The organism is Nitrosococcus halophilus Nc 4 (genome assembly GCF_000024725.1).
Lineage (GTDB): Bacteria > Pseudomonadota > Gammaproteobacteria > Nitrosococcales > Nitrosococcaceae > Nitrosococcus > Nitrosococcus halophilus.
Window position 1 is genome coordinate 2524149 of the sequence record NC_013960.1, and the last position, 15142, is coordinate 2539290.

Below are 15142 nucleotides of genomic sequence, written 5' to 3' on the forward strand. Positions count from 1 at the left end.
GCAGTATTATGGATAGCGGACAGGTTGAAGTCCGGTCATCAAAAATACCCCGCCATGTTGCGATTATCATGGATGGTAACGGGCGCTGGGCTAAGCAGCGGAATCGACCGCGTTTTTATGGGCATAGAGCAGGTGTTGAGGCGGTAGAAGAGATCCTGCAGGCATGTACCAATGCAGGTGTGCAGGTGTTAACTCTGTTTGCTTTTAGCAGTGAAAATTGGCACCGCCCGTCTCAGGAAGTTCAGCTTTTAATGGACTTATTCAAGTCTGCTCTCTCGAGCCGGTTGGATCGGCTGCAAGAATGGAATGTGCGCCTTCGTATTATCGGTGATCGGAATGGGCTCTCGGAAGAACTACGGTCGGAAATAGCGAAAGCCGAGGCTCTGACGGCAACGAATAAGGGCATTACTCTAGTGGTGGCTGCCAATTATGGTGGGCGCTGGGATATTACTCAAGCTGCAAAACAAGTTGCCGTCAAAGTGGAAAATAAACAAATGACAAGTGACTCTATTACCCCCGAAGTTTTTGCGGCGCACCTCTCTATCGCTGATTTGCCTGAACCTGATTTGTTTATTCGTACGGGGGGCGAGCAGCGGGTTAGTAATTTCTTATTGTGGCAATTGGCTTATACTGAGTTTTACTTTACGGATATTCTGTGGCCTGATTTTGACAAGACGGCTTTCGCTGTAGCTATCGAAACTTTTTTGCAGCGGGAACGCCGTTTTGGTCGGACCTCGGATCAAGTGGAGTCTTTCCACCGTGTTTAGGCAGCGGCTCATTACGGCTGCTATTTTAGTACCCCTCACTGTATGGGCTGTGCTTTTTCTTCCCACCGGAGTAATCGCTTGGCCATTGGCATTGGTGATGGGTATTGGGGCTTGGGAATGGGCAGGTCTAGTCCGACTGCAGGCTAAAGGAGCGCGGTTACTTTATGCCCTGGTGGTGTTACTGTTGCTTTGGGGAAGCCGTTTCCTACCTTTAGCAGGGATAGCGATAGTCGGCGCGATTTGGTGGGGTATTTGTACGATTTTACTGCTGCGGTGGGCACAACACAGACCCGCTACCCCCTTACTACAGAACATGCCTGCGCTAGGGTTGATCGCGGGAATTTTAGTCTTGGTGCCTGCTTGGCGGGCTACCATAGGCCTTCATGCATTACCCACCGTCGGTCCGAAAATGGTATTGTTTCTCTTTCTATTGGTCTGGCTAGCAGATAGTGCAGCCTATTTAGTCGGACGGCGTTTTGGGCATACCCGCCTAGCGCCGGCGCTGAGTCCTGGAAAAACGAAGGAGGGCGTTTATGGCGCCCTTGCTGCGGGTTTGCTGCTTTCATTAATAGGGGGGGAAGTGTTTGCATTTTCTGGGCTAGCGTGGTGGGGGTTTGTAGGTCTTGGCTTGTTAACCCTTCTTGTTTCTGTGATGGGGGATTTACTGGAAAGCTTATTTAAGCGCATGGGTGCGGTTAAGGATAGCGGACACTTGCTGCCAGGCCATGGTGGCGTGTTAGATCGGGTCGATAGCTTAACTGCGGCAGCACCCGTGTTTGCACTAGGTGTCTGGATACTGGGACAGCTACAATGATAGGAGTCACCATATTGGGGTCGACCGGCTCCATTGGCATGAGCACCCTCGATGTGTTGGCGCGTTATCCAGATCACTACCGGGTTCAAGCCCTATCCGCGAATAGTTCCGTGGAACAACTTTATCAGCAGTGCCTTAAATTTTTTCCTGCTCAGGCGGTTATGGCTGATCCTGATGCTGCTGAACAGTTACGCCAGCGGTTGCGTCCGGTGGCACCGGAGATAGAGGTCAGCAGTGGTAGCGAAGCTTTAGAAACTATCGCCAAGTCTCCGGATACGGATTATGTCATGGCAGCCATTGTCGGCGCTGCGGGCTTGCTTCCTACCTTAGCGGCAGCGCGAGCAGGGAAGCGGGTTTTGCTCGCCAATAAAGAGTCGCTGGTGATGAGCGGTGAGCTATTTATGAGCGCGGTTAATAAGAGTGGAGCTGAGCTGCTTCCCATTGACAGCGAGCATAATGCTATTTGGCAATGCATGCCGGCGGGGAGGCGCGAGCTCCCCTTGCACCGCAAAGGGATACGGCGCATTTTGTTGACTGCCTCAGGTGGGCCTTTTAGAGACCGGGAACTTTCCGAGCTGGACAACGTCACTCCAGATGAAGCCTGCGCTCACCCTAACTGGGATATGGGACGTAAGATATCGGTTGATTCGGCTTCTATGATGAACAAGGGTCTTGAGGTTATTGAGGCCCGCTGGTTGTTTGATGCCCCGGCCCACCAGATCGAAGTGGTCTTGCATCCCCAGAGCGTCATCCATTCCATGGTCGATTATGTGGATGGCTCTGTCTTGGCACAGCTAGGTAACCCTGATATGCGAACACCTATTGCTTATGGGCTGGCTTGGCCGGAGCGGATAGAACCGGGGGTTACCCCTCTAGATCTGTTTGCAATAGGCCAGTTAACCTTTAGCCGACCGGATCTGCAACGTTTCCCTTGTCTGGGACTTGCCTATAGTGCATTGGAGCAGGGGGGAACCTGTAGCACTATTTTGAATGCAGCCAATGAAGTGGCGGTCCAAGCCTTTCTTGAGCAGCGTATCCGATTTACCCAGATCCCAGAGCTTATTGAGTGGACGTTAGGTAGGGTGACGCCCATTGCAGCTCATTCCCTTGCTGCCGTGCTAGAAAGTGATACAGTGGCGCGGCAAGTCGCCGAAGAACAAGTCCAGCGGTGGTGCCCATGTCCATTGCATTAACGATACTCGCTTTTCTGGTCGCTATTGGGGTGCTAGTCACAGTGCACGAATACGGGCACTTTTGGGTAGCACGGCGATCGGGAGTCAAGGTCCTTCGATTCTCCATTGGTTTTGGCCGGCCCTTATGGCGTTGGCGTGGAAAGGACCAAACTGAGTACGTGCTCGGATCGCTTCCCTTGGGCGGCTATGTGAAGATGCTTGATGAGCGGGAAGGAGAAGTTGCCGAGGAGGATCTTCCTCGCGCCTTCAATCGCCAGTCTCTCGGTGTGAGGAGTGCCGTGGTTGTGGCCGGGCCTATGGCAAATATTCTGTTTGCTATCGCTGCTTACTGGTTGGCGTTTGTCCTCGGCATTGCCGGAATCAAACCCTTGGTGGGTGAAGTCACTGCCAACACGCCGGCAGAGAAGGCCGGTTTCCGAGCTGGCGAAGAAATTATTGCTGTAGGGGAGCAAGCCACGCCTACTTGGGTAGCGGTACGCCATGCCCTATTTGTGGCTTCCCAAGGTGGGCCTCGTGTTTCAGTGACTGTCTCTGGTCCTGAGGGAGAAGAGGTTTTGAGCCTGGATCTGAGCCAGGTAGAGACTGATCCGGAAAAAATCAGGGATATGTTGCAACAGCTAGGTGTGCAGCCAGTACGGCCGTTGTTGGCACCAGTCATTGGAAAGGTGTTGCCTGATGAACCTGCAGTACAGGCAGGCTTTCAACCGGGGGATCGAATTCTTTCAGCTGGGGGCCAGCCCATTGATAGCTGGGATGAATGGGTGGAGTTTGTGCGAGATCGTCCCGGCGAATCCTTCAATGTTGAGATTGAGCGGGGAAGGGAGCGTCTCGTTCTAACCTTGCAGCCGGCAGCAGTAGAGGGGGAGGAAGGTTCCGTTGGTCGTATTGGTGCGGCGCCGCAGCCGCCGGGCGAATTACCGGAGGAACTCCAAGCCACTTTAAAATATTCCCCTTTAGCGGCGATATCCCAGGCGGTTGAGAAGACTTGGGAAATTGGATCACTGACTCTGGTAATGTTAGGAAAAATGCTGTCAGGGGAGGTATCGACCAAATCTATTAGTGGTCCTATAACGATTGCCCAATATGCAGGATATAGTGTCCAAATCGGCTTTGTGCCTTTCCTAAACTTCCTTGCGGTAGTCAGCATTAGCCTCGCAATACTAAACCTTTTGCCGGTTCCCGTATTGGACGGGGGGCATTTGTTATATTATTTCATTGAATGGATACGCGGCCGGCCTTTGTCAGAGGAGGCCCAAGCGCTGGGACAACAAATCGGTATTTTGGCGCTAATTGGGCTGATGTGCCTAGCTTTTTACAATGACCTAGCCCGTTTGTTTGGATAGTTATACCAATTTAATCAAAGAATGCAATTTATTAAGGCTTCAAGTGCTTGTTTAGACTGCATCTATACAATGCAAAATTACATGAAATTGGTATTAAAGCGGATATGGGCTTGGTTTTTTTGAAGCAGCCTACCTGTTTTCTTGGGAGAATTCACTTAAGTTTTTAGCGGAAGGGAATTAAAACAAAATATTATCCAGGGATTAAAACCGCTGAAGGCTAAGTTTTAAAAAAATATATAGTTTTTCCTGTTATTTTTTTCAAGCACATAAGCTACAGGCCCAAGAAGTAAACCCCAAGAAGTAAACCCCAAAAAGTAGAGCCTTGATAAAAGGCTTTTTAGTAATCAAAAAAAATAAATGGGGGCGCCTTTGAACTTTGTAAAAAAGCGAATAACGATTGCTATTTTGGGGTTGGCTTTAATTAGCCGGGTACTGGCAGCAGAATTTGAAGCATTTGTAGTTAAGGACATTCGGGTTGAAGGGCTTCAGCGGATCTCGGCTGGCACCGTCTTCAATTATCTTCCAGTTAAAGTAGGTGATACAGTTGATAGCCAACGGGTTAAGGATATCATTCAGGAATTATTCAAGACCCGATTTTTCAAGGATGTGCGGGTGGAACGTGAAGGCAATATTTTGGTCGTGGTGGTGGTGGAACGGCCTACGATTACCAACATCCAATTTATAGGTAATAAAGACCTTAAAGGTGATCAGCTTTCACAAGCACTTAAACAGGTGGGATTTGCAGAGGGTCGAGTTTTTGACCGATCACTGCTGGAAAAAGTAGAACTAGAGCTGCAACGCCAGTATTTTAGTCGTGGTAAATATGGTGTCAAAATTGATACGACGGTAACGCCTCTGGCACGTAATCGGGTGGCTATTAAAGTGAATATTAAGGAGGGGGCAGTTGCCAAAATTGGTGGTATTAATATCGTAGGTAATCAGGCTTTTAGCGAAGAAGAACTTCAAGGCGCATTCCAACTGAGTACTACCAATTGGTTATCGTTTTTTACCCATGATGACCAGTACTCCCGACAGAAATTGGCAGCAGATCTTGAGGCTTTACGTTCTTATTATTTGGATCGAGGCTATATCAACTTTAATATTGATTCCACCCAAGTTTCCATAACCCCTGATAAAAAGCGGGTATTTATTACAGTCAACATTACCGAAGGGGATCGCTATCAGATTGGAGAAATTAAGTTAGCCGGAGATTTGGTGCTGCCCCGTGAGAAGCTATTTGATGCTTTAACTATAGCTTCAAGCAAAGTTTTTTCACGCAAAGCTGTTGCGGAAAGCACAACTCATATTACCGATCTGTTAGGAAATAAGGGGTATGCGTTTGCCAATGTAAATGCTGTGCCGGAGGTGGATGAGGAAGGGAAGAAGGTAAATTTGACTTTTTTCGTTGATCCAGGAAAGCGTGCTTATGTTCGGCGAGTCAATATTTCTGGGAATACCAAAACCCGGGACCAAGTCATTCGTCGAGAGATACGCCAGCAGGAAGGGGGTTGGGTCGCGACCGAACTCATTAATCGTTCCCGGTTACGAATCCAACGCTTAGGCTATTTTGAAGATGTTAATGTGGAGACGGTGCCTGTTCCGGGAACAACGGATCAAGTCGATGTAAATTTTAGTGTCGTGGAACGCCCCTCCGGATCCCTATCGGCAGGTTTAGGTTTCTCCCAGTCCCAAGGTTTTATTTTTAACACCAGTGTTACCCAGCGAAATTTTCTAGGGAGTGGTAAACATATAAGCCTCAGCTTCAATAATAGCGAGGTTAATACTATTTACAGTTTTGGATATACCAATCCCTACTATACCATCGATGGTATCAGCCGTGGGTTTAATATTTTTTACCGGGAGACTGACCCTAGTAACGCCAACATTGCCCGTTTTAGCACCGATTCCTTTGGCGGTGATATGCACTTTGGTATTCCAGTCACCGAAAATGATACGCTACGTCTCGGTTTTGGCTATCAGAATTCGGAAATTAATCTGACTGAACTTTCCCCCCAAGAATATCAAGATTTTGTAAATAGTGAGGGAAGTAGTTTTGATATCTTTAATGTTAATTTAGGTTGGTCACGTGATCGCCGAGATAATGCTCTCTTACCCACCCGTGGTAGCTTTCAAAGGCTCTTTGGTGAGATCTCTGTGCCGATAGGCAGCCTGCAATTTTTTAAGGTGGGTTATCGTCACCGATGGTTCTATCCCCTGACTAAATCCCTTACTTTGATGCTAAATGGTGATGTTGCCTACGGAGATGCCTACGGAGATACCGAAGAATTCCCCTTCTTCGAAAATTTCTTTGCCGGCGGTATACATAGCGTGCGCGGCTTTAAGGATAATACGTTGGGTCCAAAAGATACTGATAATAATGCGCTAGGAGGCAACGTCAAGGTGGTGGGTAATGTCGAGTTATTCTTTCCTATTCCCTTTGCTGAAGAGCTCAAATCCGTGCGCTTGAGTACTTTTATTGATGCCGGTAATGTCTACGGTATAGATCAAGATATTACGCTCGGAGAACTCCGTTATTCGGCTGGAGTCTCGGCTATTTGGTTATCGCCTTTTGGCACCATGCAGTTTAGTTTGGCAAAAGCATTTAATGAGCAATCAAATGACGAGCCTCAAGTATTCCAGTTCTCCCTTGGGACTTCATTCTAACTTTATCTCCTAAATAAAGTATTTTCGATGTATTCTACAATTGATATTTATTTTAAAACCAGCATAGTAAGTCAGTCCCTTATTGACGCAATTAGCCACGTTAAATGTTAGAGGTAGCCTCATGGTAAGGTTGAATAAATTATATAAATTGATCGCGCTAGGAGGTATTTTTCTGCTGGGCTGTATAATGATTGTTACGCCAGCAGAAGCTGTCGATTTGAAGATCGGTGCGGTAAATGCAGTTAAGTTATTAGATGAGGCACCGCAAAAAGGTGCGGCGCTGGAGAGGTTAAAAAAGGAATTTGAAGCACGCAATAGGGAATTGGTAGCAAAACAAAAAGAACTGCGCGAGCTGGAAGATAGGTTCAACCGTGATGCGGCCATTATGAGCGAGGCCGATCGTAAAGCATTAGAACGGGATATCCTCAATCAAAATCGCGATCTTAAACGTGATCAAGAGATATTTCGAGAAGACTATAATATTCGTCGAAATGAAGAGTTTCGAAAATTGCAGGAAGAAATCGCTAAGGCAATTGTGAGTTTAGCGGAGAGAAAAAAGTATGATTTGGTCGTCTACGAGGGAGTTATTTACGCCAGTGATAAAGTCGATATTACCGCTGATGTACTTAAGTTATTGAAATCTCAATACAAGCCTTAATTATTATAGAGCTATCGGAAGTAGGTAGTTAGGTCGTGGAGTGGATTTTTAGCGCTCCCGCAGCAAGCACTAGCGGTAAGGACGGCAGTGACAATCCGGGTCCGAATCCGTTGCAGTGCCGAATATCTGCCTAACTGCCTTGATAATAAGTCCGAAGGCATCCCTATGTCAGGTGGTGAATATCTGTCCTTGAATGTGTTGTGGGGCTAGAGTTTATCCTTTGAGCATTATAGGAGTGAGGGGCTGGTTTGGAGCACACTATGGTGAATACATAAAATTCAGTATAGTATCAAGAAAGTAAAAATAGTGTTGGTAAAAGCTAAAACATATCAGTAAAGTTCTTTTGGTATCCTGATGGTGAGGTATATTCTGGCCAGCGCCAACCAGAGATTTATCTAAGGTTTTTTTCTAAATTCAAGGTTTTTTTCATTGGATACACTGGATATACACGAGATACTTAAGCACCTTCCCCACCGTTATCCCTTTCTCCTGATCGATAGAATTATAGAATGTACACCGGGGAAGTCGCTCGTGGCCATCAAGAATGTAAGCTATAACGAGCCATACTTTCAGGGCCATTTTCCGGAGATGCCTGTCATGCCGGGGGTATTAATTCTTGAATCCTTGGCTCAGGCCACCGGTATACTGGCTTTTAAAACACAAGCAACATTGCCTTCACAGGAGGCAATCTATTATTTTGCAGGCATCGATCGGGCACGGTTCAAACGCCCGGTTGAGCCTGGCGATCAGATGCGTCTAGAGGTTGAACTGGTACGCAGCTTACGCCGTCTATGGAAATTTACAGGGAAAGTGACGGTGGATGGGAGCCTTGTAGCTTCGGCTGATGTGATGTGTTCCTACAAGGAAATCCATAAGTGATTGATCCTCGAGCTGTTATTGACCCTAGTGCTGAACTTCACGAAACTGTTACTGTCGGGCCTTACTCAATTATTGGGGCAAATGTGCAGATCGGGGCTGAAACTTGGATTGGTCCACATGTGGTTGTTCGCGGGCCAACCCGCATCGGGAAAAAGAATAAGATATATCAGTTTGCCTCTATCGGAGATATCCCCCAGGATAAGAAATATGGTGGAGAAGATACACTCCTTGAGATTGGCAATGAAAATGTCATAAGAGAATATACAACGATTAACCGAGGTACTGTTCAGGGGGGAGGGGTCACCCGTGTAGGTCATCACAATTGGATAATGGCTTATGTGCATATTGCCCATGATTGTATCGTAGGTCACCATACAACTTTTGCTAACAATGCATCCCTGGCGGGGCATGTGACTATCGAGGACTATGTGACGCTAGGGGGATATGCCCTGGTCGCTCAGTACTCTAGTATAGGGACCTATGGTTTCTGTTCTGTTGCCAGTGTCGTCCACAAGGATGTTCCTCCCTATGTTTTGGTGGCAGGGCATATGGCAAAGCCGGTGGGAATTAACCATATAGGCCTAAAGCGTGCCAACTTTAGTGAAGAAGTCATACGCGATCTGCGTCATGCTTATAAGCTGCTTTACCGCCAAGGGTTACGCTTTGAGGATTCTGTTAAGGAGTTAAAGCGGCTGGCAGAGAAGAGCTCTGAGGTTCGGATTTTTCTGAATTTTCTTGAAAATTCCACCCGGGGTATCATTCGGTAGGGAAATACTTAAAACGCTTTCGGTTTTGAAAATGGCATTAGATATTTACGCATCAGATCAGGAAAAAAGTGAAGCCATCAAGCAATGGTGGCGAGAAAACGCCCGCGCTGTGCTAGTAGGAATCATTATCGGCCTCTTAGCACTCTTTGGTCTACGGGGTTGGACGGAATATAAGCAGAACCGTATTAGGGAAGCCTCGTCTCTCTATCAGCAGATACTGACGGCAAAAGCGCAGGAAGCCGGTGCTGAAATCTACAATAGCGCGGAGCGTCTTGTTCAAGATTACAGCGATACCCCCTATGGATTATTTAGTGTGTTGATGTTAGCCAAGGAAGATCAAGCGCGGGGTGATGCTGAAGCTGCCGCGGAACGCTTTAAGAATGCACTGGAGCACACCCAGAATACTGGACTTCGACGAGTGATATACTTGCGTCTGGCCCGTTTGCTGTTGGCGGAAGGCAATCCTGAGGAGGCGCTAACGACACTGGCTGAAATTGAGCCAGGTAGTTTTGCTTCTGCTTACGCGGAATTGCGGGGGGATGCTCATGTGGAGCTAGGCCAACTACCCGAGGCGCGGCAGGCTTATCAGGAGGCGTTGCTAGATTTAGGACCGGGTGAACCGCGCCGACAGATATTGAGCATGAAGCTTGATAATATCGCTCAGCCTTGATGAAAAACACAACTCTTCCGCGTTTGGGTTTGGTGCGGGGGAATCTTCAGGCAGGTGCTGTCGGGATTAGCCGACTTTTTTTCGTTTTATTGCTCCTTTCCGTGGTGGGGTGCACGGCTCTGCAGGAATACCTCCCGGAGTCTGATACTAGCGAACCTCCCATGGAGTTGACAGAATTTGTTCCTGAAATCGGGGTTGAGGTTCTATGGTCTGCTAAGGCAGGGAAGGGGACGGGAGATCGCTACCTTCGGCTTCCCCTTTCTTTCATCGATGGCAAGGTGATTGCCGCGGATTATAAAGGTCGGGTAAGCGCTTTTGATGCCCTCACGGGGGAGCGGCTTTGGGAGACGAAACTGGATTTGCCCATTACCGGCGGACCCGGCGTGGGCGATGGCCTGGTCGTTGTGGGAACTGAGGATGCGTTGGTCGTCGCTTTGGATGTTGTTGATGGCTCGCCCATTTGGCAAGCTACTGTTTCTAGCGAAATATTATCAGCACCGGGGGTGGGTGGTGGTATGGTGGTGGCCCGTTCCGGAGATGGTCAGGTTTATGGACTGGATGCCAGTAGTGGTTCCCCATTATGGGTTTATCAACGCAACGTCCCGGTCCTAACGCTCCGCGGCGCCGCAGCCCCCGTCATTGCCGACCGTAAGGTCATTATGGGTTTAGCTGGGGGCAAGTTGGTGGCGTTATCTTTAGACGGCGGTCAGTTGCTGTGGGAGCGGACCATTGTTGTCCCCCGGGGCCGAACTGAACTTGACCGATTAGTGGATATCGATTCTGAACCGGTGGTGCAGGGGAGATATCTTTATATCGTCACTTATAATGGCCGAGTGGCTTCGGTGTGGCTAGCGGATGGTGAGGTTCTTTGGACTCGAGAGATGTCCTCCTATGCAGGTATCGGCGTGGACGGAGAGACCGTCTATGTCACCGATACGGAAGGGCATATTTGGGCGCTGGAAAGCCGTACCGGTGCTTCCCTTTGGCGCCAATCTAAATTGCTTAGGCGGCAACCAACAGCGCCCGTTTCCTATCAAGACTATATCGTGGTGGGTGATTTGGCGGGTTATGTTCATTGGCTGGCCAAGGATGACGGCCGTTTTGTTGCCCGTACTGAAATAGAAGAAGAAGGGATTGTCAATGCTCCCTTGGTGGTAGACGACATCCTTTACGTGAGGAGTCAAGGAGGAGTCTTAAAAGCCATTCAGGTTGCCGACTAGGAGGGTCCATAGGCTTCTCTTTTTTGCTATCCTTGGTAGGTTGAGTGGTTTAGAATTCCCTGACTCTGCTTAGGCTAGCTTGGGCGTTTTTTTTACCGAAATTCCGCCCAAAGCCCCTTCCTTCAGGGAGGGGATGTAGGGCGGTTCTGTTAATATTAAGTGATGAAACTTAAGGCCAACATAAAAACCCTGAAAGTCAGAGTCAAGGATAAGCATAAGCCAGTTCTTGAGCGCATGGCCTTTGAAGTCAATCAGGTCTGGAATGCGGCTAACGAAATCACGGCGGATTATTCCTACCATGCCAAGATCAAAAATAGGCGTTTAGACGCCCTCCATAAATTCACAACCCAAGTGGTTCATGAAAACGCATTCATCGTCGTGGGTAATGTCAGCAGTTCCAGCCTTGCTACAACTAAAAGGGCTAAATCTGTTTTAGATGCGGGCGGGTTGATGCTGAAAACTCAGCTTGATTATAAATCGAAAGCGATGCAAGCCGAGTTTGTAGAGATCAACGAAGCGTGCACTACCCAAGCCTGTTCGTGCTGTGGCGGTATCAGCAACGGTAGTCCGAGAGGTAGGGCAGGTCTTGGAATAAGAGAATGGTCATGCCCTGGGTGTGGGGTGCATCACGATAGAGACGTGAACGCAGCCATGAACATTCTCGCGGCGGGGCATCGCCGTCTTGCGGAAGGAATTCCCGTCCTTTAGGGCGGGAAGGATGTCAAAATATCCTTATATCCCTGTACGGCGTTGCAAGTTTGTTTAGTAATATCCGTACCTTATAATTTTTGCTTCTCCCGCCTCATTTAATCTGCCAATATGAAAGCTCTTGTTGCCTTGGTTGGACGCCCAAACGTCGGTAAATCCACTCTCTTTAATCGTCTTACCCGGAGCCGCGATGCCCTTGTGGCTGATCAGCCAGGGGTAACCCGTGACCGGAAATATGGTATTGCCCGCTATGGTGAGCAATCATTTCTGGTCGTTGATACAGGGGGGATTACAGAGCAGGAGTCTGGCGTTGGAGAGCTAATGCGGGTGCAGGCGCAATTGGCGATAGAGGAAGCAGACATTATTTTATTCCTTGTTGATGGTCGCGAGGGGTTATCTGCTTTGGATGAGACCATTGCCGAGCAGCTACGCCGTGCTCAGAAGCCGCTCAAGCTGGTTATTAATAAAACTGAGGGACGAGATCAGGAACTGGTGGCTTCTGAGTTTTATCGCCTGGGGTTGGGGGAACCGGCTACTATTTCAGCCCAGCAAGGCCAGGGAGTCGGAGGGTTGCTGCAAGATTTATCAACCCTTTTACCCCTGGAGGGAAAGGAAGAAGCTGGAATCCAGGCTAGAGGGCTCCAGTTTGCCGTTGTCGGTCGCCCTAATGTAGGAAAATCCACTCTTGTCAATCGCCTCCTTGGGGAAGAGCGAGTCCTCTCTTTTGAGGCTCCTGGAACGACGAGGGACAGTATTGCCATTCCTTTTTGTCATCAGGGTCAGGACTACACGCTAGTAGATACGGCCGGAATACGTCGCCGTTCCAAGATCTTGGACATGTTAGAGAAATTCAGTATTGCTAAAACCCTAGAGGCAATAGAGGCTGCTCAGGTCGTGATTCTTGTGATTGATGCCCGTGAGGGCGTGGTGGAGCAAGATTTGCATTTGGCAGGTTTGATACTGGAAAGTGGAAAGGCAGTTGTGATTGCAGTGAACAAGTGGGATGGTTTATCCTCGGACCAGCGGCGAAAAGTCAAAGCAGATTTGGATAGACGTCTGCCGTTTCTTGATTTTGCGAGGGTACACTTTATTTCCGCTCTGCATGGCAGTGGGGTGGGAGAGCTTTTTCCATCCATTGATAAAGCTTACCGGTCGGCCAATTGCCACCTTCCTACGGCTGAGCTTAACCAGGCTTTAGCGGCTGCGGTTGAGAAGCATCCACCGCCGGTTGTGAAAGGACGGCGGATTAAGCTTCGTTATGCCCATCAAGGGGGGCACAATCCTCCTAAGATTATTATCCATGGCAGTCAAGCAGAAGCGGTACCCGTGAATTATAAACGTTATCTTATAAATTATTTCCGGACTGCTTTCGCCTTGGTGGGAACACCGATAGCATTGGAATTTAGAACAGTAAAAAATCCTTTTAAAGGACGAGTCAATATCTTGACTCAACGCCAGCGGCAAAAGCGTAAACGCCTCATCCGTTTTCGCAAAGGGCACCGATAAAACTAGGCCAATATCAAACCCTATACCAAGTGGGCAAAGGGCTGTACCTCAACCCAAGTGCCTGGTTCAATATCGCCGGAATTCCTTGGAAGAATAATAAAACAATTGGCGGCGCTCATGGAAGTCAGGAGACCAGAGCCCTGTCGGCCTGTCGTTTTGACCCCTAGCTGTCCCTGCTCATCCCGTTCGAGGATTCCCCGCTGGTATTCTGTTCGGCCTGGTTTTTTGCGGAACTTTGAGTGGCAGGGGACTTTGAGCGTAAGGGGGGTAGAGGGGGATTCCCCCATGAGTTGGAGCAAGGCCGGTTGTACGCACTGGTAGAAGGTGACCATTACCGAAACCGGATTGCCCGGTAAACCAAAGAAGACCGTATCCTTGATGTGGCCGAAGGCAAGGGGGCGTCCGGGTTTTATGGCGATTTTCCAGAAGCGGATTTCGCCTAAGTTTTCCAAGGCTTCTTTGACATAATCTGCCTCTCCCACTGAGACGCCCCCCGAGGAAATGATGACATCAGCGCTATCCGCTGCAGTGGTTAGAGTTTCTTGCAGCGCTTCAGGTTGGTCGGGAATTACGCCCATGTCGATCATGTCAATATTAAGGCGTTGGAGCATGGCATAAAGGGTGTAGCGGTTACTATCGTATATTTGTCCTGGGGCTAGTGTTTCACCTATAGAGCGGAGTTCATCTCCGGTTGAAAAGAAGGCCACTCGGAGGCGTCGCCAGACTTTGACCTCCGCGAATCCCAAAGAGGAAAGCAGGCCAATATCGGCAGGTGTAAGCCGCCGTCCTGGTTTCAAAACCTGCTGTCCAAGGGCAATATCTTCTCCCGCCTGGCGAACATTTTGTCCTGGTTTTTGTCCAGGAAAAATCCGGATGCGATCAGCGGAGCGTTCTACCTGTTCCTGCATCACCACTGTATCTGCGCCAATGGGAATAACGGCCCCGGTCATGATTCGAACGCATTCACCTGCACGGATTTGGTTTTCATAGGGCTGGCCAGCAAGAGCAGTGCCAACAATTTTGAGCATCCGCGGTTCACTCTGTGGCAGATCCTGGTTTTGGAGAGCATAACCATCCATGGCGGCATTGGTATGGGCGGGGACTTCCCTAGGAGAAATCACCTCCTGGGCCAATACCCGATCCAAAGCCTTGCGAATAGCGACACTTTCCCAACCACGAACGGGTTTTAGCGCTTGACTGATAAGCTGTAGCGCCTCGGCTATGGGCAGTGCAGTGCTGTCGTGGCTGTCAACGCAGCTGGCGGCGGGGGTAAATAGCTTCTTTTCCATGGCGTTACTCCCGATCTGGAGCGGAATTCAAAGGGGCGTTTTTTTCAAGGCGGGACTCCAGTTCGTTGATATCCCTAGGTGTGTTGACATTAAGAAAGGCATCAGGTTGATCTGAAAAATCAGCTTCCGCCAAGGGATGTTGTTCTAGCCAGGTATCAATTTTTCTGCCGCCTTGATTAAGATAATTTGCGAGATCTTGCTCTAACCGGCGATGGAGCAGGAGAAAAACCGGTTGTCGCCGAATGCCATTGGAAACCACGCTAATTTCAGCATCGGTTTTCTCCAACGCGGCAAAGAGGCGGAAAGCCAAATTTTTAGGGAATAAAGGGCAGTCACAGGGGACCGTTAATAAATACTCGGTGTCAATCATGGCTAAAGCGCTTAACATTCCGGCCAAGGGACCGGCATAACCGCTGACCCTATCCGTGATGACGGGATAGCCATAGGCTTGATACCGTTCAATGTTGCGGTTAGCGTTGATCATCAGTTTGGCGACTTGGGGTTCTAAACGGGCAAGTGAGTATTCTATTAGAGGTTTACCCCTTAATGTGAGCAGCCCTTTGTCCTGTTCTCCCATGCGGCGGGCTCGCCCGCCAGCTAAAATGACGCCGGTGACTAAGTCTCTTGAGGGGGGCATAGTGAAAACACTTTTAGCATAGCTGTG

General features: G+C 48.9%; 14 protein-coding genes. 12 read left to right on the forward strand and 2 right to left on the reverse strand.

The annotated features are described in order from the left end of the window. Positions 1–8: 8 nt before the first annotated feature. The 12 genes from NHAL_RS11975 to der all read left to right on the forward strand — a co-directional run bounded on the left by NHAL_RS11975 (position 9) and on the right by der (position 13189). Positions 9–767, forward strand: coding sequence for an isoprenyl transferase (locus NHAL_RS11975; RefSeq protein WP_013033404.1), 759 nt, complete (start codon positions 9–11; stop codon positions 765–767). Next, a complete protein-coding gene (locus NHAL_RS11980; protein ID WP_013033405.1) occupies positions 760–1581 on the forward strand; it encodes a phosphatidate cytidylyltransferase in 822 nt (273 codons plus the stop codon). Before NHAL_RS11975 ends, NHAL_RS11980 begins: the two co-directional genes overlap by 8 nt. Further along, a complete protein-coding gene (gene ispC / locus NHAL_RS11985) occupies positions 1578–2774 on the forward strand; it encodes a 1-deoxy-D-xylulose-5-phosphate reductoisomerase (RefSeq protein ID WP_013033406.1) in 1197 nt (398 codons plus the stop codon). Before NHAL_RS11980 ends, ispC begins: the two co-directional genes overlap by 4 nt. Continuing rightward, positions 2759–4117, forward strand: coding sequence for an RIP metalloprotease RseP (gene rseP, locus NHAL_RS11990; RefSeq protein ID WP_013033407.1), 1359 nt, complete (start codon positions 2759–2761; stop codon positions 4115–4117). The genes ispC and rseP overlap by 16 nt, the downstream gene beginning before the upstream one ends. Positions 4118–4474: 357 nt before the next feature. Beyond that, positions 4475–6781 carry an outer membrane protein assembly factor BamA gene (gene bamA, locus NHAL_RS11995; RefSeq protein ID WP_013033408.1) on the forward strand — a complete coding sequence of 769 codons (2307 nt, stop codon included), beginning with the start codon at positions 4475–4477 and terminating at the stop codon, positions 6779–6781. 121 nt (positions 6782–6902) lie between these two features. Next, positions 6903–7439, forward strand: coding sequence for an OmpH/Skp family outer membrane protein (locus tag NHAL_RS12000; protein WP_013033409.1), 537 nt, complete (start codon positions 6903–6905; stop codon positions 7437–7439). Positions 7440–7868: 429 nt separating this feature from the next. Next, positions 7869–8318, forward strand: a complete 450-nt coding sequence (gene fabZ / locus NHAL_RS12005; RefSeq protein WP_013033410.1) for a 3-hydroxyacyl-ACP dehydratase FabZ — start codon at positions 7869–7871, stop codon at positions 8316–8318. Continuing rightward, positions 8315–9085, forward strand: a complete 771-nt coding sequence (lpxA, locus tag NHAL_RS12010; protein ID WP_013033411.1) for an acyl-ACP--UDP-N-acetylglucosamine O-acyltransferase — start codon at positions 8315–8317, stop codon at positions 9083–9085. The genes fabZ and lpxA overlap by 4 nt, the downstream gene beginning before the upstream one ends. 31 nt (positions 9086–9116) lie before the next feature. Continuing rightward, entirely contained in the window at positions 9117–9755 is a 639-nt protein-coding gene (locus tag NHAL_RS12015; protein WP_013033412.1) for a YfgM family protein, read from the forward strand. Continuing rightward, complete coding sequence (gene bamB, locus NHAL_RS12020) at positions 9755–10975, forward strand: outer membrane protein assembly factor BamB (RefSeq protein WP_013033413.1); 1221 nt, start codon at positions 9755–9757, stop codon at positions 10973–10975. Before NHAL_RS12015 ends, bamB begins: the two co-directional genes overlap by 1 nt. Positions 10976–11137: 162 nt before the next feature. Further along, positions 11138–11683, forward strand: coding sequence for an RNA-guided endonuclease InsQ/TnpB family protein (locus tag NHAL_RS12025; protein WP_013033414.1), 546 nt, complete (start codon positions 11138–11140; stop codon positions 11681–11683). Positions 11684–11794: 111 nt separating this feature from the next. Further along, positions 11795–13189 carry a ribosome biogenesis GTPase Der gene (der, locus tag NHAL_RS12030; protein WP_013033415.1) on the forward strand — a complete coding sequence of 465 codons (1395 nt, stop codon included), beginning with the start codon at positions 11795–11797 and terminating at the stop codon, positions 13187–13189. 20 nt (positions 13190–13209) lie between these two features. Here the strand turns inward: der and moeA are convergent, their stop codons facing one another. Together moeA and mobA are read right to left on the reverse strand one after the other, a co-directional pair. Then, positions 13210–14478 carry a molybdopterin molybdotransferase MoeA gene (moeA, locus tag NHAL_RS12035; protein ID WP_013033416.1) on the reverse strand — a complete coding sequence of 423 codons (1269 nt, stop codon included), beginning with the start codon at positions 14476–14478 and terminating at the stop codon, positions 13210–13212. Between the two features lie 4 nt (positions 14479–14482). Continuing rightward, positions 14483–15115, reverse strand: a complete 633-nt coding sequence (mobA, locus tag NHAL_RS12040; RefSeq protein WP_013033417.1) for a molybdenum cofactor guanylyltransferase MobA — start codon at positions 15113–15115, stop codon at positions 14483–14485. Positions 15116–15142 lie beyond the last annotated feature (27 nt).